This window comes from Halomonas icarae (assembly GCF_009901955.1).
GTDB classification, from domain to species: Bacteria; Pseudomonadota; Gammaproteobacteria; order Pseudomonadales; family Halomonadaceae; genus Halomonas; species Halomonas icarae.
The window spans coordinates 116,369-137,477 of sequence record NZ_WUTS01000001.1; the positions used below are offsets into that span (position 1 = coordinate 116,369).

The 21,109-nt window shown below is 67.6% G+C and carries 20 protein-coding genes; 13 read left to right on the forward strand and 7 right to left on the reverse strand.

Features of this window, described 5'->3' with window-relative positions:
• Positions 1–96 precede the first annotated feature (96 nt).
• The 5 genes from GRB80_RS00570 to GRB80_RS00590 form a co-directional block, all read right to left on the reverse strand.
• A complete protein-coding gene (locus tag GRB80_RS00570) occupies positions 97–2,037 on the reverse strand; it encodes an exoribonuclease II (RefSeq protein ID WP_161422176.1) in 1,941 nt (646 codons plus the stop codon).
• A 167-nt stretch (positions 2,038–2,204) separates the two neighbouring features.
• Positions 2,205–2,645, reverse strand: a complete 441-nt coding sequence (locus GRB80_RS00575; protein ID WP_132041377.1) for a universal stress protein — start codon at positions 2,643–2,645, stop codon at positions 2,205–2,207.
• A gap of 83 nt (positions 2,646–2,728) precedes the next feature.
• A complete protein-coding gene (locus GRB80_RS00580; RefSeq protein WP_161422177.1) occupies positions 2,729–3,787 on the reverse strand; it encodes a TIGR01620 family protein in 1,059 nt (352 codons plus the stop codon).
• On the reverse strand, positions 3,784–5,175 hold the full coding sequence (locus tag GRB80_RS00585; protein ID WP_161422178.1) for a YcjX family GTP-binding protein: 1,392 nt from the start codon (positions 5,173–5,175) through the stop codon (positions 3,784–3,786). The genes GRB80_RS00580 and GRB80_RS00585 overlap by 4 nt, the downstream gene beginning before the upstream one ends.
• A 12-nt stretch (positions 5,176–5,187) precedes the next feature.
• Positions 5,188–5,370, reverse strand: coding sequence for a hypothetical protein (locus GRB80_RS00590; protein ID WP_161422179.1), 183 nt, complete (start codon positions 5,368–5,370; stop codon positions 5,188–5,190).
• A gap of 155 nt (positions 5,371–5,525) precedes the next feature.
• On the opposite strand from GRB80_RS00590, the gene GRB80_RS00595 reads away from it, so the two are divergent.
• The 8 genes from GRB80_RS00595 (at position 5,526) to GRB80_RS00630 (ending at position 13,268) form a co-directional block, all read left to right on the forward strand.
• On the forward strand, positions 5,526–6,419 hold the full coding sequence (locus GRB80_RS00595; RefSeq protein ID WP_161422180.1) for a LysR family transcriptional regulator: 894 nt from the start codon (positions 5,526–5,528) through the stop codon (positions 6,417–6,419).
• A gap of 163 nt (positions 6,420–6,582) precedes the next feature.
• On the forward strand, positions 6,583–7,974 hold the full coding sequence (locus tag GRB80_RS00600; RefSeq protein WP_161422181.1) for an amidase: 1,392 nt from the start codon (positions 6,583–6,585) through the stop codon (positions 7,972–7,974).
• Between the two features lie 110 nt (positions 7,975–8,084).
• Positions 8,085–8,318 (forward strand): hypothetical protein, encoded by a 234-nt coding sequence (locus tag GRB80_RS00605; protein WP_132041382.1) that lies wholly within the window; start codon positions 8,085–8,087, stop codon positions 8,316–8,318.
• Positions 8,311–9,858, forward strand: a complete 1,548-nt coding sequence (locus tag GRB80_RS00610) for a sodium:solute symporter family protein (RefSeq protein ID WP_161422182.1) — start codon at positions 8,311–8,313, stop codon at positions 9,856–9,858. The genes GRB80_RS00605 and GRB80_RS00610 overlap by 8 nt, the downstream gene beginning before the upstream one ends.
• Before the next feature lie 2 nt (positions 9,859–9,860).
• Positions 9,861–11,333 (forward strand): aldehyde dehydrogenase family protein, encoded by a 1,473-nt coding sequence (locus GRB80_RS00615; protein WP_161422183.1) that lies wholly within the window; start codon positions 9,861–9,863, stop codon positions 11,331–11,333.
• 30 nt (positions 11,334–11,363) lie between these two features.
• Positions 11,364–12,302: an NAD(P)-dependent oxidoreductase gene (locus GRB80_RS00620; protein ID WP_161422184.1), complete on the forward strand. Its 939-nt coding sequence runs from the start codon at positions 11,364–11,366 to the stop codon at positions 12,300–12,302.
• A gap of 98 nt (positions 12,303–12,400) precedes the next feature.
• The gene (locus tag GRB80_RS00625) at positions 12,401–12,943 is read left to right on the forward strand and encodes a DUF924 family protein (protein WP_202597138.1); all 543 of its coding nucleotides are present in this window, start codon (positions 12,401–12,403) and stop codon (positions 12,941–12,943) included.
• Positions 12,944–13,022: 79 nt separating this feature from the next.
• On the forward strand, positions 13,023–13,268 hold the full coding sequence (locus tag GRB80_RS00630) for a GlsB/YeaQ/YmgE family stress response membrane protein (protein ID WP_161422185.1): 246 nt from the start codon (positions 13,023–13,025) through the stop codon (positions 13,266–13,268).
• 66 nt (positions 13,269–13,334) lie between these two features.
• On the opposite strand, the gene GRB80_RS00635 is transcribed toward GRB80_RS00630, so the two are convergent.
• On the reverse strand, positions 13,335–14,084 hold the full coding sequence (locus tag GRB80_RS00635; RefSeq protein WP_161422186.1) for a glycerophosphodiester phosphodiesterase family protein: 750 nt from the start codon (positions 14,082–14,084) through the stop codon (positions 13,335–13,337).
• A 218-nt stretch (positions 14,085–14,302) separates the two neighbouring features.
• On the opposite strand from GRB80_RS00635, the gene GRB80_RS00640 reads away from it, so the two are divergent.
• Together GRB80_RS00640 and GRB80_RS00645 are read left to right on the forward strand one after the other, a co-directional pair.
• Positions 14,303–14,875, forward strand: coding sequence for a hypothetical protein (locus tag GRB80_RS00640; RefSeq protein WP_161422187.1), 573 nt, complete (start codon positions 14,303–14,305; stop codon positions 14,873–14,875).
• A 79-nt stretch (positions 14,876–14,954) separates the two neighbouring features.
• Positions 14,955–15,932: an NADPH:quinone reductase gene (locus tag GRB80_RS00645; protein ID WP_161422188.1), complete on the forward strand. Its 978-nt coding sequence runs from the start codon at positions 14,955–14,957 to the stop codon at positions 15,930–15,932.
• A 30-nt stretch (positions 15,933–15,962) separates the two neighbouring features.
• Here GRB80_RS00645 and GRB80_RS00650 read toward each other — a convergent pair whose 3' ends face one another.
• A complete protein-coding gene (locus GRB80_RS00650; protein WP_161422189.1) occupies positions 15,963–16,868 on the reverse strand; it encodes a MurR/RpiR family transcriptional regulator in 906 nt (301 codons plus the stop codon).
• A gap of 144 nt (positions 16,869–17,012) precedes the next feature.
• On the opposite strand from GRB80_RS00650, the gene GRB80_RS00655 reads away from it, so the two are divergent.
• From GRB80_RS00655 to GRB80_RS00665, 3 genes are all read left to right on the forward strand, one after another.
• Entirely contained in the window at positions 17,013–18,341 is a 1,329-nt protein-coding gene (locus GRB80_RS00655; RefSeq protein WP_161422190.1) for an aspartate aminotransferase family protein, read from the forward strand.
• 14 nt (positions 18,342–18,355) lie between these two features.
• Positions 18,356–18,916 carry a carboxymuconolactone decarboxylase family protein gene (locus GRB80_RS00660; protein ID WP_161422191.1) on the forward strand — a complete coding sequence of 187 codons (561 nt, stop codon included), beginning with the start codon at positions 18,356–18,358 and terminating at the stop codon, positions 18,914–18,916.
• Positions 18,917–19,112: 196 nt separating this feature from the next.
• Complete coding sequence (locus GRB80_RS00665; RefSeq protein ID WP_161422192.1) at positions 19,113–21,032, forward strand: SLC13 family permease; 1,920 nt, start codon at positions 19,113–19,115, stop codon at positions 21,030–21,032.
• The last annotated feature ends 77 nt before the right edge of the window (positions 21,033–21,109 follow it).

The following is a 21,109-nucleotide window of genomic DNA, read 5'->3' on the forward strand; positions in this document are numbered from 1 at the left end:
GACGACCCTCGACGAGGAATCGGGAGTAGGCAGGGCGATCGCCAAGCCGGATTTGGCTTGGCAATCGCCTGCGAGTTGAGGTGGGAAGAGGGGAGCTTATTCGGCCGGGCGCGCCACCAGCGAGCGGGTCTCCTCGCGGGCCTCGACCAGCGCCACTCGAACGTGGTCGCCGAGCTTGTAGCGCTCCTCGCTCTCGATCTGGATACGGCCTTCCTTGTCGTCGATGGCGACCTTGGTACGTTCGCTGTGCATCATCGGTGCCGGCACGAAGGCGGTGGCGCCGTTGGCCGTCAGACGCACGCGCATGCCACCGCGATTGATCTGGATGATCTCGGCGTCGAAGGTCTCCTGGGACTCGGCGGCCGGTGTCAGATAGCGCACGTAGAGCCAGTCCTTGACGTCCCGCTCGGCCATCCGGTTGAGGCGGCGCCGTTCGGTGAGCTGCTCGGTGAGCTCGAGGCTCGCCTCGGCCGGTGCTTGCTCTCCCTTGAGTACCCGCTTGATCAGGCGATGGTTGACCATGTCACCATACTTGCGGATCGGCGAGGTCCAGGTGGCGTAGGCGGGAAGGCCCAGGCCAAAGTGCGGGCCTGGCTTGGCCGACATGCTGGTGAAGCCCTGGAAGCGGCGCAGGCGAGCGTCGAGCCAGGCGTCATCGCGGCCTTCCAGCTCACGCTTGAGCTCCCTGTAGCGGGGCAGCTCGGTAAGCGCCTCGCGTTCCACGGCAATTTCCTGGCTGGCCAGGAACTCCTGGGCGGCCTCGGCCTTGTCATCCTCGAAGGCGCGGTGCACGTTGAAGATACCGTGGCCGATATGCTCCGACAGCAGGTCGGCACAGCAGGCGTTGGCGGCGATCATCGACTCTTCGATCATGCGATTGGCGATACGCCGCTCCTCGGTCCGGATATCCAGCACATTGCCGGCACTGTCCAGATCGAAGACGAAGTCGGGACGATCCTTGAACACCAGGGCATGCTCCGCACGCCAGGCACTGCGTGCCTCGGTGAGGTCGCGCAGCGTTTTGAGCTGCTCGCCGACCGCGTCTGCCGGCGTCCACTCGCCCTGGCCCTCGAGCCAGTCGGACACCCGGTCGTAGGCCAGTCGGGCATGCGACATCGCGGTGGCGGCGAAGAAGCGGTAGTCGCCCAGGCTGCCATCGGCGTGCACGGTCAGTGTGCAGGCCAGCACGGGACGCTCCTTGTTCTCCCACAGCGAGCAGAGATCGTCGGCCAGCTGCTCAGGCAGCATGGTGACGTTCTGACCCGGCAGATAGACGGTGAAGGCGCGGGTGCGTGCCTCGAGGTCGGCGGCATGCCCCTCCTCGACGTAGGCGGTGGGATCGGCGATGGCCACGCTGAGGTCCCAGCCGCCCTCTGCACGCGGCACGATACGTAGCGCATCGTCCATGTCGCGGGTTTTCTCGCCGTCGATGGTGAAGAATGGTTCGCTGACCAGACTCACTCGCTCGAGGCCTTCGTCACGCAGCGGCCAGTTGTCTCCGGCGTCGGGGCACTCCTGTTCGAGAGCATGACGGGCGAGGGTCACGCGCCATGGCACGGCCGGGTCGTCGGCCTTGGCCACCAGCTCGTCGATCTGGGTGAAGAAGCCGCGGTCGTCGGCCTTCAAGGGGTGGCGCACCAGACGTGCCACCACCCAGTCGGCATCGCCGATGGTGCTTTCATCGAGGCTGCGCTTGATGCGGGCCTTGAGGACATTCTTGATGGAGGGGTGATCCGGCACCACGGCCAGCCGGCCATCTCGCTTCTGGACCCGGGCAATAAAACGGTCCAGACCCTGTTCGATCAGGGTGTCGGGCTCGACGCTCTTCTTCTCGCCCTCCTCATGAAGCACCGCTGCCACACGATCACCATGCAGTACCTGCTTCATGGCGGGTGGTGGTACGAAGTAGGAGTCGCCCTCGTCGGTTTCGAGAAAGCCGAAACCCTTCTCGGTGGCCTTGATCACACCCTCGACACGAGGGGTGGTGGAGCGAATCTGTTGCTTGAGCTGAGCAAGCAAGGCGTTGTTCTGCAGCATGATCACGAACGTGTGGCGGGGGTAGGCTGGCCACTATACGGATTCCCGCTCGTCGCGCCAAACACGTCGCGAGGGCGCGCCATGAATCAGTGGCTTGGCGCACTTCACGGGTGCCGGTAACGCAGAACGGCGCCTGCTGGCGCCGTCATCTGGCTCGTCCAGGGGGCTCAGCTTACCGTGATCACCGAGCACTCGGCGGCGTGAGCCACCTTGTGGGAGACGCTGCCGACCACGAAGCCCTTGAGATCGCCCAGGCCGCGGCTGCCCATGACGATGGCGTCGACGCCTCGCCTGTGTGACTCGCTGAGGATGGTCCGTGCCGGATCGCCCTGGGCGATCACTGTCTCGACGTTGGAGATTCCGGCGTCGCGGGCGGCCTGCTCGGCGCGCGCCACGATCTTGCGACCGGCTGCCTCGAGCTCCTCTTCCGAGGCCTTGAGGTCGACGGCGCCGATGCCCCACACCAGCAGTGTATCGTGGGCGAGCTTTTCGGGGATATGCAGCAGGGTCAGCCTGGTCTCACTCTGCTGTGCCAGCTGGCAGGCCACGGCGAGCGCCTGCTGGGCGTGCTTGGAGCCATCGACGGGAACCAGAATGGAGGTATACACGGTGAGACTCCTTATCGGTTGGGGCTTAACTCGAGCCTAGCCGCTTTCCCAGCACGGGTCATGTCCCATGGCGCTCGGCGGACTCAACCTTGACCTGCATCAGGTCCGCCACGCTCTCCCTCCGCCTCGAGGCGACGCAGCTGCTGCCATAGCTCCCGGCGCAGATCCGCCAGTCGCGGGGCCTGCTCCTCCTCGAAGGGCAACGGGCGAGTCAGACGCTGGGTGCGCAGCCCCAGCCGCGCACTGGTCAGGCCGATGCCGAGCCCCTGGGCGGCCCGTGTGGAGAGGCGCCCGGCCAGGTTCATCGAGAGCATCTCCATGCCGGCCTCACCGGCCATCTCGGTGGCGCCGGCGAAGGCCATCTGGCGCAGCACGTCCCGCAGCAGGCGCAGGCGGGCGGCATAGCCCAGCTCCAGGCCGTAGAGGTGACACAGACGGTCGACCATCGCCAGGCTGCGCCAGGCCACCAGCGACATGTCCACCAGGGTGAGCGGGCTGACCGCCACCATGACCGCGGTCTCTCCGGACATCCGAGAGATCAGACGGCGGGCCGCCCGGTCGCGTGGGGCCAGCAGGTGATGGTCGAGCAGAGTATATAGTTCGGCCGCGCCGTGATGGGGTTGTCGCGCGGTCAGGAAGGCCTGCCAGTGCGGATGGTCGGTATCCAGGTCAAGGGAGCGGCGCAGGGCATCGGCGGTGGCGTCGGCCTCGCCGCGGGTGGCCGTGGAGAGACCTCCCAGACGCTTGCGTAGCCGGTCATGGCGGCGCAATCGGCGCAACCGCCAGAGTTCGCGGCCGAGGGCGCTTGCGCCGAGGGCCAGGGCGATCAGCAACAGCAGGCTCCAGGCGCCGGCCAGCCAGTCGCCGCCAAGACCAGCAACATACAGGGTGGTGCCGGCCTCGATGGCCCCCAGCCCCAGGGTGCCGACAAGCAGCACCAGCAGTCCCCAGCGGCGCTTGCGGGGGCGCCCCAGGCTGGCCTCTATCGCCACTGCGGCTGGCTCATGGCTCGGAGCCAGTGCCTGGCTCGGCTGGTCGTGGGCATAGGCCTCGGGTGGGCGCGGATCCCTTGGTGCGGGGGAGGGGGGCGGCTCCTCCAGGGAGAAACGCCGTCCGGGGCGGGGGTCGTGGGGCGTGCTCACGTCAGCTTGTCTCCGATCAGCCAGTCGAGGGCGGCATCCATGCGGATATGGGGCAGGGCGCCATCTTCCATGGGCAGCGGGCGGAAGGCCGGAAAGTCGAAGCCCTGACGTGTCCAGAAGGCGTCGTCGGGGAGTCGCTCCGGCACCTCGCCGGGATAGATCAGCAGCGGCTCGCCATCCAGTCCGGTGCCACGCAGTGCCGGGGTGCGCCGCCCCTGGCTCTCGACCTCGCGTGACTCGCTGGCGCGGATCGCCGCCAGTGACAGGGCGCGTACGGGGACATCGGCATAGCGCAGGTCCTTGAGGGGCTCGGCCAGCAGGGCCTCGAGCAGTGCCACCAGGCGAGGGTGCTGTTCGGGCGTCACATGATCGGCCTTGGTGGCGGCGATGGCCAGGCGATCGATACGCGGGGCGAATAGCCGCGAGAGCAGGCTGCGCTGGCCGTAATCGAAACTCTGCATCAGGTTGGCAAGTGCCCGGGAAAGGTCCTGAAAACGCTCGGGACCCGCATTCAGCGCTCCCAGCAGATCGACCAGCACGATCTGACGATCGAAACGCCGGAAATGGTCGCGATAGAAGGGGCGCACCACATGTTGCTGGTAGTAACGAAAGCGCCGCGCCAGGGTAGCGTAGTTGCTCGACTCGGATAGGCTGGCCAGGACAGAGGGGGCCGTGTCGCAAACCCCGGGCAGCGGGAAGAACTGCAGGACCGGCGCGCCAGACAGGTCCCCGGGAAGCAGGAAGCGACCGGGCTGCAGATCGGCGAAGCCCGCCTCCCGGGCGCTGCGAAGCCCGGCGGCGAAGTGCTCACTGATCTCGGCCAGCTGCGCCTCGTCGGCCTCGGCGGCGAGGTCGAGCCTGGCCACCGCGGCCTGCCAGTCGGCGAAGTGGGCCGCGCGCTGGCTGCCTTCCAGGGTATGTTGTCGCGCACACCACTCCGGATAGTCCAGGCCCAGCAGCGGCAGGTCGAGCAGCCATTCTCCCGGATAGTCGAAGAGGTCCAGAGTCAGCTGGCGTGAGTCGCCCCCCAGCAGGCCGGGGCGTGCCGGACGGTAGCGGATGGTCAGGCGCAGTTCGCTGATGCCGCGGGTCGGTTCCGGCCAGCGCGGTGCGGTCGCCGAGAGTGCTGCCATGGCCTGGTCGTAAGGGAAGCGTGGCACCCCCAGGTCCTGCTGGCTGATACGTCGGGCACCCAGCAGGCGGCCCTCCCTGGCGGCAGGCAGCAGGTCCAGGCGCGCCTCCAGGCCGGCATGACGCAGCTGATTGACCAGGGAGGTGAGAAAGGCGGTCTTGCCGGCGCGGGAGAGGCCGGTGACCGCCAGCCGCAGCTGGCGATCGCGGCCGCGTTCCAGCAGATCCTGTAGCTCACGGGTGAAGGGCTGGCGCATGCGGAGGCTCCGTCAGCCGGCAACAAGGCCGTAGAGGGTCGGTGAGGCGGCCAGCAGAAAGCCCGCGCCGGCGATTATTCGTCCCGGCCACAGGTGGCGGCTGTAGTGGGCCAGGCTCAAGCCCCCCAGGCAGATCAGCATGCCGAGGATATTGAACAGATAGGTGATCATCGACCAGAGCGGGTCGGGATTCATGCGCTGACGCTCCTCGCTTGTGGTGTCAGATCGGGGATGGTATCAGGAGAGCCATGCATGCGGCAGTGACACCCATCGTTCAAGCTCTCTGGCGGAGCCTTTCCGAATGGTATGTTGTTGATCACTGATGATTGACCAGCTATGGAAAACTCGAAATGCACTCGAGAGCGTTGCGCTACTTCGACACCGTGGCCCGGTGTCGGTCGTTGCGGCAGGCGGCCTCGCGGCTACATATAGCGCCTACCGCGATCAGTCGACAGATCGATCTGCTGGAGCATCAGCTCGGCGCGCCGCTCCTGGAGCGCGGTCCGGAGGGCATCCGGCTAACCCCGGCCGGCGAGCTGCTGGCCGAGCAGGCACGCCGTACGCTGCGGGATCTGGAGAGAGTCGAGGCACGCATTGCCGACCTGAAAGGATTGCATACCGGTCGAGTGGCGCTACTCGCTGCCGAGGGCACCGTGGCCGGGCTGCTGGTACCGGTGCTGGCCGAGCTGAATCGCGACCACCCCCGGCTGACCTTCGAGATCAGCACCGCCAGCGCCGGCGGTGTGCTCGCCGGGCTGCGCGCAGGGGATGCCGACATTGGACTGGGATTCTTCATGCCGCCGCGGGAAGATATCGAGTGCGTGGCCAGCGCCGAACTCGAACACTGCGCGGTGATGGCGCCCGCTCATCCGCTGGCTGGGCGCAAGCGTCTGACCCTGGCGGAGCTGGTTGGCGTGCCCCTGGCGCTACCCGATGAGCGGTTCGGGTTACGCCAGGCGCTGGAGCGGTCGGCCAAGGCCCGAAAGCTGAACCTGACACCGACCTTCGCTACCGCCTCGCTGGAGACTCAGAAGGCATTGGCCATGGAGGGCAGTGCTCTGCTGCTGCTGCCGGCCATGGCGGTGGCTCGTGAGTGTCGACAGGGCCTGCTGGTGGCGGTGCCGTTACTCGCGGGGGAGCTGGAGCGTGCCCGGGTCGATCTTTGCGTCTACCGTCATCGAACACCCAGCTTCGCCATGCAAGCGTGCCTGGAGCGATTGGTAACGTCGATGAATAGCGCCTAGCTGCCGGCGGCCTGCGCCCGTTGCAGGTCCGCCTTCAATGCATTAGCGCCGCTTGGGTGAACACATTTTGTGGACACCCGGGCGCCAAGATTGCAATAGCGGTGGACGTTGTGGCCGGCCATGATGAGACGACAACCCGCAACTGATAAAAAAGGAGAGGGGCATGGCGGAGTGTCTGGCCTGGACGGCGACCGAACTGCTGGCCGCCTACCGCGACAAGCGGCTGTCGCCCAGCGAGTACGTGGAGGCGCTGATCGCGCATATTGCCCGTTGGGAGCCGCAGCTGAATGCACTGTACGCCTATGCGCCAGAGGCGCTTCGCGAGGCGGCTCGGGCGTCCAGTGTCCGCTGGGCCAAGGGTGAGCCGCGGGGCGCACTGGATGGCGTGCCGGTCACGATCAAGGAGCTGATCGCCACCAAGGGCACGCCGATTCCTCACGGTACCCTGGCCGGAGAGCATCCGCCCGCCACCGAAGATGCTCCGCCCACCGCGCGGCTCGCCGAGGATGGTGCCCTGCTGATCGCCAAGACCACCTGCCCGGACTACGGCATGCTGTCGTCGGGGCGTTCCTCCTTTCACGGCCTGACCCGCAACCCCTGGGATCTCTCCTGTAATCCGGGCGGCTCCAGCTCCGGTGCCGCGGCGGCGGCGGGGGCTGGCTACGGGCCGCTGCATGTCGGGACCGACATCGGCGGCTCGATTCGCCTGCCGGCGGCATGGTGCGGCGTGGTGGGCTTTAAACCTACCCTGGGCCGGGTGCCCATCGATCCGTATTATGTTGGACGCTGCGCGGGCCCCATGACCCGCAGCGTGGCCGACGCGGCGCTGATGATGGGTAGCCTGTCGCGCACCGACCGTCGCGATGCCATGCGCCTGCCGCCCGAAAGCATCGACTGGCAGTCGTTGGAGCAGCCGATGCGCGGCCTGCGCATCGGCGTGATGTTGGAGGCGGGCTGTGGACTGGGGCTGAATGATGAGATCGCCACCTGCGTCGAGGCGGCGGCAAATCACTTCGAGGCGGCCGGGGCCACCCTGGTGCCGCTGGCACCGGTGATGACGCGGACCATGCTCGATGGGCTCGATCGCTTCTGGCGGGCGCGTCAGTGGAGCGAGCTCGAGGCGCTGCCGCCGGAAGAGCGTTCCAAGGTGCTGCCGGAGATCCTGGCCTGGGCGGATGATGGTGCCCGGCTGAGCGGCACCGAGGTGGTGCAGGGCTTCGAGCAGACGTTGGCCATGCGCCGCGCCACCGAAGGGGTGTTCGCCGAAGTCGATGCGGTGCTGTCGCCGACCACGCCGATGATCGCCTTCCCCGCCGAGTGGCCGTCGCCGACCAATGACCCCCAACGTCCCTTCGAGCACATCGTCTACACCGTGCCGTGGAACATGGGCGAGCAGCCGGCGATCTCGCTCAACGGCGGCTTTAGCCGCGACGGCATGCCGTTGGGTGTGCAGCTGATCGCCGCGCGCTTCAACGATGCGTTGGTGCTGCGCCTGGCGCACGCTCTGGAGCGTTGGGTCGGGCCGGTCACCCAGTGGCCGGCGCCGCCGGCCTGAGGCCGCCGCCGAACTCGGCGGCATTCGACAGGCGCGCTCGGCAACAAGGCCATGGCAAGAACAAGAGCACGACAAGAACAAGAGCACGACAAGAACAAGGAGAGAGACCGATGTCGCAACGCTTCGTTCGACCCGCCAGCTGGCGCGGCTGGCTGGTGCTGGCCGGCTTCGTGGCGGTGATTGTCGCCGGCATCTGGCCGGTGATCGGCTGGATCAACCGCCCGACGCTGGTGGCGGGGCTGCCGGCGGTGGCGGCCTGGAGCTATCTGATCATCTTCGCCTGCTGCGCCGTGATGGCGCTGGGCAACCGGCTGGTGGCCGAGGAGGACGGTGACGATGACTAGTTCGCTGCCGCTGATCATTACCCTCGGCTACGTGGCCATCGCCATGGTGATCGGCCTGCGCGCCCGGGGCGGACGCTCCATGAGCAGCCTGGAGGAGTGGGGCGTGGCCGGGCGCAGCATGGGGCCGGTGACCCTCTACCTGCTGATCGCCGCCGGCAGCGTCAGCGCCTACACCTTCATGGGGGCGCCGGGCTGGGCCTATGCCAAGGGCATTCCGGTGTTCTATGTGGCGATCTATCTGGCCTACCTGGCGCTGGTCGCCTGGTACTTCGGGCCCAAGGTGTGGGCCTTCGGCGAGCGCTTCGGCCATGTGACCCAGGCCAGCGCCATCGCCGACCGCTACCAGAGCCCGGCGCTGGGCGCCCTGGCGGCGCTGGTGATGTCGGTGGGCTCGGTGGCCTATGCGGTGCTGCAGACCATCGGCTCGGCCTATATCCTGTTCGTGATGAGCGGCGGGCGGATCCCGATCTGGGCCGGGGTGATACTGGTGCTGAGCTGCATCGCCGTCTACCTCTACGCCAGCGGCCAGCGGGCGATCGGCAAGACCAACGCCTTCCAGGGGGTGCTGATGCTGATCGTCGCCTGGTGCATCGGGCTGTGGGCCACCCACAGCGCCACCGGCAGCTGGAGTTTCGGCGCGGTGTTCGCGCGGCTGCAGCGCGAGCATCCCGAGTTTCTGACCCTGCCCGGCGCGAGCGGCGACATGAGCTTCGCCTTCTGGACCACCTCGATCCTGGTCTCCATGGTGTCGTTCATGCCGCCGGTCTGGACCCAGTGGATGAGCGCCTCCTCGGCGCGCACCATTCGGCGCAGCGCCACCTGGCTGCCCACCTACTACCTGGTGATCCTGCCCATGGTGGTGGTGGGCTTTATCGGCATCTTCTCGCTGCCCGAGCTGGCGCGCGCCGACACCGTGGCCCTGGAGTACGCCATGCAGCATCTGCCGGCGCTGCTGGTGGGCCTGCTGGGCGCCGGTACCCTGGCGGCGTCGATGTCCTCCTGCGAGCCGTTCCTGCACTCCGTGGCGCTGACCTGCAGTCGCGATGTGCTGCAGCCGGCACTCAAGCTGTCGGACCGTCAGGCCGGCCGACTGGCGCGCTGGCTGCTGTTCCCCCTGATGGCGCTGGTGGTGGCGCCGCTGGCGATCGCCGAACCGGGCAATCTGGTGATGATCCTGCTGATTGGACTGGGCTTTGCCTCCCAGGTGCTGCCGGCCTTCGTCGGCATGTTCCTGTGGCCGCGGGCCACCCGGGCCGGGGTGGCGGCCGGCATCCTGGCCGGCTTCGTGATCACCGTTGCCTTCACCACCCTGTGGCCCCATCCGCTGGGCATCCACGCCGGCTTCTGGGGGCTGCTGGTCAACCTGCCGCTGTTCGTGCTGGTGTCGCGGGTCACCACCCCCACCGAGGCCGCCGTGGTCGAGCGCTTCTTCCGCATCGCCGCCCCCTGGCGCTACCGCTCGGTGGCGCGCCGTAGTTCATCGCTGACGCCGGCCACCGCCGGTGCCGCCCCCGTCTCCGCCCGTCGTGAGGAACCCTGAGCATGCCATCATCGATTCTGCCCCCGGATACCCTGCCCCCCGTCGCTGCGCTGATCGGCGGGCGCTGGATCGAGACGCCCCAGCGGCTGGCCGTCGAGGCGCCGGCCTATGGCACCGAGCTGGGCCATATCGCCCGCTGTCAGCCGGCGGACGTGGACGCCGCGGTGCGTGCCGCCCGCCGGGCGCTGACCGGAGAGCTGGGAGAGTGGGTCCACTGGACGGCCCGCCGCCGTGGCGAGTGGCTGGCGGCCTTTGCCGCGGCCATCGAGGCCGACCAGGCGCGCCTGGCGGCGCTGGAGTGCGCCGACACCGGCAAGCCGTTGAGCCAGGCACGTGGCGATATCGCCGCCTGTGCACGCTACTTCCGCTTCTACGCCGGCGGTGCCGACAAGCTGCACGGCGAGACCATCCCCTTCGAGCACGACTTCGCCGTCATGACCCTGCGCGAGCCCTACGGCGTCTGCGCACAGATCATTCCCTGGAACTACCCGGCGCAGATCTTCGGCCGCTGCGTGGCCGCGGCGTTGGCCACCGGCAACACGGTGGTGCTCAAGCCCGCCGAGCAGGCCTGTCTGAGCGTGCTGCGCCTGGCCGAGCTGGCCGTCGAGCAGGGGCTGCCCCCCGGAGTGCTCAATCTGGTGCCGGGGCTGGGCGGCGAGGCGGGGGCGGCCCTGGCGGCCCACCCGGACATCGACCACCTCTCCTTCACCGGCTCGCCGGAGACCGGCACCCGGGTGGCCCAGGCCGCCGCCGAGCGGCATGTGCCCACCACCATGGAGTTGGGTGGCAAGTCCCCCCAGCTGCTGTTCGCGGATGCCGACCTCGACGCGGCGCTGCCCGCGGTGGTGCGCGGCATCGTCCAGAATGCTGGCCAGACCTGCTCTGCGGGTAGTCGGCTACTGGTGCAGGAGGAGATCGCCGATCAGGTGCTGCGTGAGCTGGCGGCCCGTTTCGAGACGCTGCGCTGCGACGTGGGCGAGGCAGATGCCGACTGCGGACCGCTGATCAGCGCCGCGCAGAAGGCCCGGCTGGAGGCGCGGTTGGCCGAGGCCGAGTCCAGCGGCGTCCGGGTGCTGGCCCGAGGACACCTGGCCGATGGGGCACCGGCCCGGGGCCACTTCGTGGTGCCGCAGCTGCTCACCGAGATTCCTGAGGGCCATATGGTGTTGCGCGAGGAACTGTTCGGCCCGGTGCTGGCGGTGCAGCGTTTCCGTGACGAGGCCGAGGCGCTGCGCCTGGCCAATGCCACCGACTTCGGGCTGTGCGCCGGGGTCTGGACTCGTGACGGCGGGCGTCAGCTGCGCCTGGCGCGGGGCATCCGCAGCGGCCAGGTATTCGTCAACAACTACGGTGCGGCCGGCGGCGTCGAGCTGCCGTTCGGCGGGGTGGGGCGCTCGGGGCACGGGCGCGAGAAGGGCTTCGAGGGGTTGCGCAGCTACACCCGGCTCAAGACCGTCGCCCTGCGCCACGGCTGAACGTCGCTAACCATCAGCAAGGAGAGAACGATGACGCAGATCCGGCGAGTGGGCCTGGTGGGTGCCGGCCTGATGGGCCACGGCATCGCCCGCAACATCCTCAAGGCGGGCTATCCGCTGACCCTGCTCGATCATCCCGGTAACCAGCCGGTGGCCGACCTGCAGGCTGCCGGGGCCCAGGTGGTGGCCAGCGGGCGTGAGGTGGCCGCGGTCAGCGATGTGGTGCTGCTGTGTGTGACCGGCTCGCCCCAGGTCGAGGCGGTGCTGTTCGAACCCGAAGGCGTGTTATCCGGGCTGGCCGAGGGCGGGGTGGTGATCGACTGCTCCACGGCGCTACCCGGCTCGACCACGGCGGTGGCGCGGCGCGTGGCCGAGGCCGGCGGTCGTTTCATGGATGCCGCCATGACCCGCACCCCCCGCGAGGCGGAAGCGGGGCGGCTCAATCTGATCGTGGGGGCACCGGTATCGTTGTTCAGCGCCATGCGCCCGCTGCTGGTCAGCTTCGCCGAGACCATCACCCATGCCGGCGAGGTAGGCGCGGGGCACACCCTCAAGCTACTGCACAACTACGTGTCGCTGGGTTTCTCGGCGGTGTTGCTGGAGGCGGCGGCGGCCTCGCGCCGGGCCGGCATCGATGATGCCGCGCTGCTCGAGGTGCTGGGTAGCGGCGGTGGCGCCGGCGTGGTGCTGGAGCGGCTACGGCCCTATATCGAGGCCAGCGACCCGGCGGGCTTTCGCTTCAGCGTGGCCAATGCCAGCAAGGATCTCGAATACTACTGTCGAATGGCCGACGAGCTGGCGGCGCAGGACGACGTGGCTCGGTCGGTGGCGGCACTCTACCGTAATGGCTCGGCGCCGGAGCGGTTGGTGCCCGAGCTGCTCGAGGTGCTGGCCCAGGAAACCGAGCATGCTACGCTGCTCGATAACCACATCCCGGTGAGCCACCAGGGCGCGGTGAAGGGAGCGTAAGACGCTCGCAGGAGCAAGAGAAGACCGCTTGAGAAGGCGGCGAGAGCGCGAGGCGAGTTGTAACGAGGAGGGGGAGGAGAGAGGGAGGAGAGGACGGCATGGTGTCATCGGATGAGGTGCTGACATTCTGGTTTGATGAGCTCAAGCCGGTCCAGTGGTTCCGCAAGGATCCACGCCTGGATGCCGAGATCGCCAGACGCTTCGGTGCCTGTCTGGCCGCGGCCTGTCGTGGCGAGCTGTGGCGCTGGCGAGAGACGCCGGCGGGTCGACTTGGCGAGATCATCGTGCTCGATCAGTTCTCTCGCAACATCCATCGTGATACAGCGGCGGCCTTCGCCGCCGATCCCGTCGCGCTGGTGCTGGCCCAGGAAGCGGTGGCCGCCGGCGCCGATGCCGAGCTGACACCGGCGCGACGCGCCTTCCTGTATATGCCCTTCATGCATAGCGAGTCGGCCATGATCCACGAGCAGGCACTGCGCCTGTTTGATCAGCCGGGTCTCGAGAGGCACCTGGACGTCGAGCGCCGCCATCGCGAGATCATTCTGCGCTTCGGGCGTTATCCTCACCGCAATGCCACCCTGGGACGAGACTCTACCCATGAGGAGCGAAAGTTTCTGACAAGCCCCGGCTCCAGCTTCTAACGCGGGTTATCGCCTGATACTGTCTAGTCGTCATTCACGATTTACCCCTATATCCCCATAGTCAGGAACAGGAGGCGCCATGGGAGTCATTGCCTGGTTGATTATCGGCGGTCTGGCCGGCTGGATCGCCGGCCATATCATGCGGGGAGGAGGCTTCGGCCTTCTCGGGAATATTGGCGTCGGTGTGGTCGGTGCGGTGATCGGCGGTTTTATCTTCAAGCAGATCCTCGGCATGGGCACCGGCGGATTTCTGGGGTCGCTGTTCAGTGCCGTGGTCGGCGCATTGATCCTGCTATGGATCATCAGCAAGGTGAAGAGGGGGTAGCCTGCTTGAGGTTACCCGATGACCATGGGCCGCCTCTGTGCGGCCCGTGGTCGTTGAGGGAGCGGGTCAGGACAGGTGATCGATAAAGCGATCAGGAACATCGCTGATCGCCGCATCGACACCCCATTGCCACTGATGAGTGAAGGCGGTCGGGTCGTTGGGGGTATAGCAGAGCAGGGCGTAGCCATCCCCCTTGACCGCCTCGGCCCCCCGACGGTTCAGCCGGCGCCAGTCGGCATGGATGCTGTAGGCCTCGAGCCCGGCGCAGCGCTTCTGCCAGCCGCGACCGACGCCTTCGAAGAGGACACCCAGCGCCAGCCGCGAAGCCGGCGCCAGCCGGCGCGCTTGGCTCAGGGCCTGGTCATTGAAGGAGGAGACGATCAGCCGTTCCGGGGGCAGGGCCTCGAGGGTGGCCGGAAGCGACGCCTTGACCAGCGCTTCGGCATTGCGCCCACGGTTGACCTTGAGCTCCAGGTTGAGGCCCATTCCAAGCTCGTCGATCAGTGTCAGCATCTCGTCCAGGGTGGCGATACGCTCGCCACGGAAGGCATCGGAGAACCAGCCCCCCACGTCGAGCCGCCGAGCGGCGGGCAGGTCAAGATCGGCAAGCCTGCCGCGGGCATCGGAGCAGCGCCGGATCCCGGCGTCATGCCAGATCACCGGGGTGCCATCGCCCAGCAACTGAACGTCAAGCTCGACCCAGCTACAGCCGGCGTTATGGGCGGCGCGCACGGCGACTAGCGTATTCTCGGGGGCTCGAGAAGAGAGGCCGCGGTGGGCTATCAGGCGGGGAAGTGAGATATCGGGGTGGAGCATCAGCCATCGTCCTGGTCAGCGAAGCGCCGTCACCGGCGGTGAAATAGCCGCCCTAGCGTATCGTCATCCTCCTGTTCTGGATATATGGTCTGGATAGGGTTTGGTCTGGATAGGGTTTGGTCTGGATAGGATCTGGTCGGGATATGGTAGGCTGCGCCACTTTCGATGCAGCCAGATTCGATGCAGCCAGAGCGCCGCCGCCGGTGCAGGAGAGTGAGATGAGAGTCGTGAATATCAACAACCCCCACCAGCGCGAGGCGTGCCTGGCCCGGCTCTGCGCCGAGGCCTATGGCCATGAGGCTGGCCTTCGCCCCCTGGCCACCTTTGCCGGCACCCTGGCGGTGCTGGTCGAACAGGAGGCGGCCAGGGTGCTGGCGCTGGTGGATGATCAGGCGCGCCCCGTCGCGCTGGCCCTGCTGGTACTTGACGAGCATGGCAGCAGCATGACCGTCATGCTGCTGGCTGAGCTCGACGAGCAAAGCGTGGCGCGACCTGCCGAACGACTGGTCGCCGAGCTGGCGCTCAAGGCGCCCCTGCGCGTCGATACCCAGGACGATGCGCAGAAGAGACGCTTCAGCGAAGCAGGGGTCTCACGCTGGCTGGAAGGCAGGGCCGGTGTGCATATCGGCCTGGGCCCTAAGCACCCGGCTGCTTCGCTGGAGGACCTGCCGCAGGCGCTGACCTTTGACGAGGCGGCGGTGATCCAGTCCTTCAAGCAGGACCGTCAACAGTTCGATGACTACAAGGCGCGCTTTATCCGCGGCCTGGAAGCCTTTCCCGCCACCCTTTGAAGGGGCACGACTTGACCGCAGGAGGCCTTGGCGCTTGACTGGTGGGTTCATCCAGTAGCCAGCAAAGGAAAACAGCGACATGGCCAAGCGTATCCAGTTGTCTCGTACCGGCGGCTCCGAGGTCCTCGAGCTTGTCGACGTCGCCCCGGCGGACCCCGGTCCCGGCGAGGTAAGGGTCGCCAACCGGGCCGTCGGCCTGAACTTCATCGACATCTACTTCCGTACCGGCCTCTATCCGGCACCCGCGCTACCCACCGGCCTCGGCACCGAGGCGGCCGGGGTGGTTGACGCGGTGGGCGAGGGCGTGACGCACCTTCGGGAGGGCGATCGCGTCGCCTACGCTCAGGGCCCCCTGGGCGCCTATGCCGAGCTGCATACCCTGCCTGCCGACAAGGTGGTGGTGTTGCCCGAGGGCGTCGACTTCGAAACCGCCGCGGCCAGCATGCTGAAGGGGCTGACCGTGCAGTACCTGATGCGTCAGACCCACCGCCTCGAGGCCGGTGAGACCGTGCTCTGGCACGCCGCCGCCGGCGGGGTGGGCTCCATCGCCTGTCAGTGGGCGAAGGCGCTGGGGGTGAAGCTGATCGGCACGGTGAGCTCGCCGGAGAAGGCGGCGCTTGCCGAGCGGAATGGTGCCTGGGCGACCATCGACTACACCCGGGAGAACGTGGTTGAGCGGGTGCGCGAACTCACCAATGGCGCCATGTGTGATGTGGTCTACGACTCGGTGGGCAAGGACACCTGGGAGACATCGCTGGACTGCCTCAAGCCGCGCTCGCTGATGGTCAGCTTCGGCAACGCTTCGGGGGCAGTGGAGGGCGTCAATCTTGGCATCCTCAACCAGAAGGGGTCGCTCTTCACCACGCGTCCAAGTCTCAACGGCTACGCCGATACCCGCGAGCGTCTGGAGATGATGGCCGCCGAGCTGTTCGAGATGCTCAAGAGCGACAAGGTCAGGGTCGATATCGCCCAGCGCTACCCGCTGGCCGAGGCTGGCAAGGCCCAGGACGCCCTGCAGGGGCGCCAGACCACCGGTTCCACCATCCTGATTCCCTGAACGGCTTCCTGCCTAAGGCGCGAGCTGCACCTACAGCGACTCGCTGAGCTCGCCGATCAACTGCTCGCGCCGCTTCAGCGAGGCGAGCCCCGCATCGCCGAGTCGGTTCGCCACCTCGCAGAGCAGCCCCTCGGCCAGCAGCATGAAGGCGCACATGCTGTTGCTGAAGAAGAGGCTGTGGTCGGGCACCGGAAAGACGTGGTGCGCCACCCGGGCGAGCGGTGAGCCCCGAGAGTCGGTCAGGGCGATGACGCGCACGCCCTGGCGCGCCGCTACCTCCGCCGTTGCCAGCACGCTGGGGGTGTAGGGAAAGCAGCTTGCCACCACCAGCACGTCCCCCGCCTCGAGCTGGGCCAGGGCGTCCGCCACACCGTGGCGAACGGCGTCCAGCGGTGCGGCATCGGCGCGCAGCATGCCCAGGCCATAGGCCAGGAAGGAGGCCAGCGAGGCGAACTGGCGCATGCCGTGAACCCGCACGCGCTTCGCTTCCACCAGCAGCCCTGCCGCCTCGGTGAAGGCCTCGCCATCGATCCCCGCCACCGTGTCGGCGATATTGGCGCTCTCCTGGCGGCCCAGGCGGGCCAGCCGGGCGAGGGCATCGTCATCTCCCTCGCTGTCCAGCAGGCGCGAGACCTGATCGCTATAGAAGCTCTTGCCCTCGGTGATGTGGCGGCGAAACACCGCCTGCAGGCCGGCGAAGCCGTCGAACCCCAGCCGCTGGGCCAGTCGCGACAGGGTCGAGGGGCTGACGCCCAGCCGTTCGGCCAGTTCGCTGATCGATGAGACCGCGGCCTGCTGGGGTGCTGTGACCATCGCCGCGAGTACCCGACGCGAGCGCTTGCCCAGCTGCACCGGTCCCTCGCCCTGTTCGAGGGTGGCGAGCAGCTGCTCGAGATCATCGAGGGTGTCCGGTCGTGGGGAGGAGGGGGAGCTCATGAGGGGGCATCGGCCTGCATGGATTGAGGCGCGCATTGTAGCCTTCGTCGTTTCCGGCGTCAGGATAGAGTCGAATCCATTTGCAAATATATTTCCGTTTTATCAGAATGGCTCATGAATTTGCATATCCTACGAGAGGATCGCATGAGCCACGTCTTCCACCGCCACCTTAAGCACGCCTACCCGACCGCCGTGGGCGGCGAGGGCCCCTACCTGATCGACGCCCAGGGCAAGCGCTACCTGGACGCCTGCGGCGGCGCCGCGGTCTCCTGCCTGGGCCACAGCGATGCCGAGGTGATCGAGGCGGTGCGTGACCAGGTGGGCCGGCTCGCCTATGCCCACAGCTCCTTCTTCACCACCGAGCCGATGGAGGAGTTGGCCGACTTCCTGGTCGAGCGGGCGCCGGCGGACCTCTCCTCGGTATACTTCGTCTCCGGCGGCTCCGAGGCGGTGGAAGCGGCCCTGAAGCTTGCCCGCCAGTACTTCATCGAGCGCGGCGAACCCCAGCGCAAGCACCTGATTGCCCGTCGCCAGAGCTATCACGGCAACACCCTGGGCGCGCTCGCCACCGGCGGCAACGCCTGGCGCCGGCAGCAGTTCGAGCCGCTGCTGGTGGAGGTGAGCCACGTCAGCCCCTGCTACGCCTATCGCGACCAGGCTCCCGGCGAGACTCCGGAGGCCTACGGCGAGCGCCTGGCCGCCGAGCTCGAGGCCGAGATCCAGCGCCTGGGTCCGGAGAACGTGATGGCCTTCGTCGCCGAGCCGGTGGTCGGCGCGACGCTGGGCGCGGTGCCGGCGGTACCCGGCTACTTCAGGCGGGTGCGCGAGATCTGCGATCGCCACGGCATCCTGTTGGTCCTCGACGAGGTGATGTGCGGCATGGGCCGCACCGGCACCCTCTTCGCCGCCGAGCAGGAGGGCGTGACGGCAGACCTGGTGACCATCGCCAAGGGCCTCGGCGCCGGCTACCAGCCGATCGGCGCTACCCTGGTCAGCGAGCGGATTCGCGCGGCCATCGCCGAGGGCTCGGGCTTCTTCCAGCACGGCCACACCTACATCGGCCACGCCACCGCCTGCGCCGCCGCCCTGGCGGTTCAGCGCATCATCGAGGCGCGGGGGTTGCTCGAGCGGGTCGTGAGTCTGGGAGAGGAGTTGCAGCTGCGCCTCGAGGCGCGCTTCGGCGATCACCCCCACGTCGGCGACATCCGCGGCCGGGGGCTCTTCCGCGGCCTCGAGCTGGTCGCCGAACGCGAAACCAAGACGCCCTTCGATCCCGAGCGCAAGTTGCACGCCGCGGTCAAGCGCGCCGCCATGGACGAGGGCCTGATGTGTTACCCGATGGGCGGCACCCTGGACGGCCGCCGGGGCGACCATATCCTGCTGGCCCCGCCCTTCATCCTCGACGACGCCCACCTGGACGAGATCGTCGACAAGCTCGACGCCTCGCTTACGCGCGTCCTCACCCACTCGTAATGGAGCCCCGCCCGATGTCGATCGACTCCCGCCTCTCTCCCCTGGACGAGGCCGCCATGGCCCCCGAGCAGCGCCGCGTTCTGGACGCCATCCTGAGCGGCCCGCGCGGCAATCTGGATGGCCCCTTCCTGGCCTGGATCCACAGCCCGGAGCTGGCCGACCACGCCCAGCGCCTCGGCGCCTTCTGCCGCTACGGCACTCGCCTGGAGCTGCGGCTCACCGAGCTCGCGATCCTCGTCACCGCGGCCTGGTGGCGGTCCCAGGCCGAGTGGCAGATCCACGCGCCCATCGCCCGCGACGCGGGGCTCGATGAGGCGGTGATCGAGGCCCTGCGGGCGGGCCGCGAGCCCGCCTTCGCGCGCGACGATGAGGCACTGATTTATCGCCTCGGCACGACCCTCTACACCACTCGGCGCGTTGATGAGGCACTCTACGCCGAGGCTGTAGCCGCCTTCGGCGAGCCGGCGGTAGTGGAGCTGGTGGGTGTCTTCGGTTACTACGCCCTGGTAGCCATGACCCTAAACGTCTTCCAGGTGCGCCGGGGCAGTGAGCCGCTGCCCTTTGCCGAGCCGTAATGGGCGGCCGTCATCCGGGAGGACGTGAACCTCCCCAATAACAAGGACCCGACCCTGCCGGCACTGACCGATGCCCGTCCCGCCCTTGTAGCCAGGCGAGAGGCGATGGGTCGGCCTCGAACGGTAGAAAACACTTGTCGCCAGGGCGCCTGACTGGCGATGCTGTGGACATCCGATCTCACAGGGAGGTGTACCGATGGCCGACAGCACCCTGATCTTCCTCGTCCTCGGCGCGACCCTGGCAGCGTTTGTCTGGGGGCGCTTTCGCTATGATCTGGTGGCGATGGCCGCGCTGCTGGGCTCGGTGATGCTGGGTCTGGTTCCCGGCGATCAGGCCTTCCAGGGCTTCGGCCATCCGGCGGTGATTACGGTTGCCGCTGTCCTCGTCCTCAGCCGGGGGTTAGAACGCTCTGGCGTGGTGGACCTGATTGCCAAGCAGCTCCTCAAGGTGGGCGAGCGCCTCTTCCTGCAGTTGCTGGTGCTGGTGGGCACGGTCGTGGTGCTTTCCGGCGTCATGAACAACGTGGGAGCGCTCGCACTGCTGCTGCCGGTGGCCATGCGCATGGCGCGCGAACACGATATTTCCCCCTCGCTGTTGCTGATGCCCCTGGCGTTCGGGTCGCTGCTGGGCGGACTGACCACCCTGATCGGCACCCCGCCCAATATCATTATCGCCAGCTACCGTGGCGGCGTGACCGGCGAGAGCTTCGGCATGTTCTCCTTCTCGCCGGTAGGCGTGGCGGTGGCCCTGGCGGGATTGATCTTCATTCTCCTGGTCGGCTGGCGCCTGGTGCCCCAGCGCGCGGGCAAGGCCTCCACGGAGGCCATGTTCGACACCGCCAACTATCTGGTCGAACTGCGTGTCGGTGAAGACTCCCAGGCCAGGGGGCTGACCCTGCGTGAGCTTCAGCAGAAGCTGAAGGAGGCGGTGCCGGTGCTGGCGGTGGTGCGCGATGAGAAGCGCCGCGCCGGCCATGCCTTCTTCGGCGTGTTGAGAGAGGGGGATATCCTGCTGATGGAGGCGGGGCCCGAGGAGATGAAGCTGCTGGAGGACAAGGCGGGGCTGCGTCTGGGCAAGGAGGCCGAAGAGGATCAGGAGGAAGAGGAAGAGCACGATAGCGAGGAAGAAGAGGGGAAGAGCACTGGGGAGGCCGCGCCGGAGCATGCCCCTGCTATCTCGGAGGACCGCAGCAAGCGCAACAGTGTGGACAGGAAGGCCAGCGGAAAACCAGATAGGGAGAGCAAGGGCGTTGATACCGAAGGGTTGCAGCTGGTCGAGGCCGTCGTGCGCAACGACTCGAAGATGATCAACCGCACGGTGGCCCAGCTGCGACTGCAGAACCAGTTCAGCCTGCATCTGGTCGCCGTCGCCCGGGATGGTGGTCGCCTCAGGCAGCGTCTGCGCGAGATCCGCTTTCGTGCCGGGGATGTGCTGTTGCTGCAGGGCGATGAGAGCGAGCTGGCCGAGAGCCTGTCGACCCTGGGCTGCCTGCCGCTGGCCAGCCGCAACCTGACCCTGGGGCAGCCGCGCATGCTGCTGGTACCCCTCGCCATCTTCGCCGCCGCCATCCTGGCCATGCTGCTTGATCTTCTGCCGGCGGCGGTGGCGCTCTCCACGGCGGCCCTGGTCTCACTGCTGGTCGGCGTGCTGCCGCTGCGCGAGGGCTATCAGGCCATCGACGGGCCGGTGATCGTGCTGCTCGGGGCGATGATCCCGGTGGGCGAGGCGCTGGAGACCAGCGGCGGGGCGACCCTCATCGCCGAGGCGATGCTCGCCTGGGGCAGCGACTGGCCGGTGGTGGTCACGCTGGTGGTGCTGTTCCTTCTCTCCATGGTGCTTTCCAATATCGTCAACAATGCCGCCGCGGCGCTGTTGATGGCACCGATCGCCGCGAGCCTGGCGTCGGGGTTTGATACCTCGGTGGACCCCTTTCTGATGGTGGTGGCGGTAAGCGCCTCCTGTGCCTTCCTGACCCCCATCGGCCACCAGTCCAATACTCTGGTGATGGGACCCGGTGGTTACCGCTTCAGTGACTACTGGCGGCTGGGGTTGCCGCTTTCGCTGGTGGTGATGGCCGTGACCGTGCCGATGATCCTGCTGGTCTGGCCCTTGTAGGAACGGGGTGCAAGGAACGAGGGGCGAGGTGCGAGGTGCGAGAGAAGCAAGGAGTGGGGGGGAAACAGGAAGCCGGG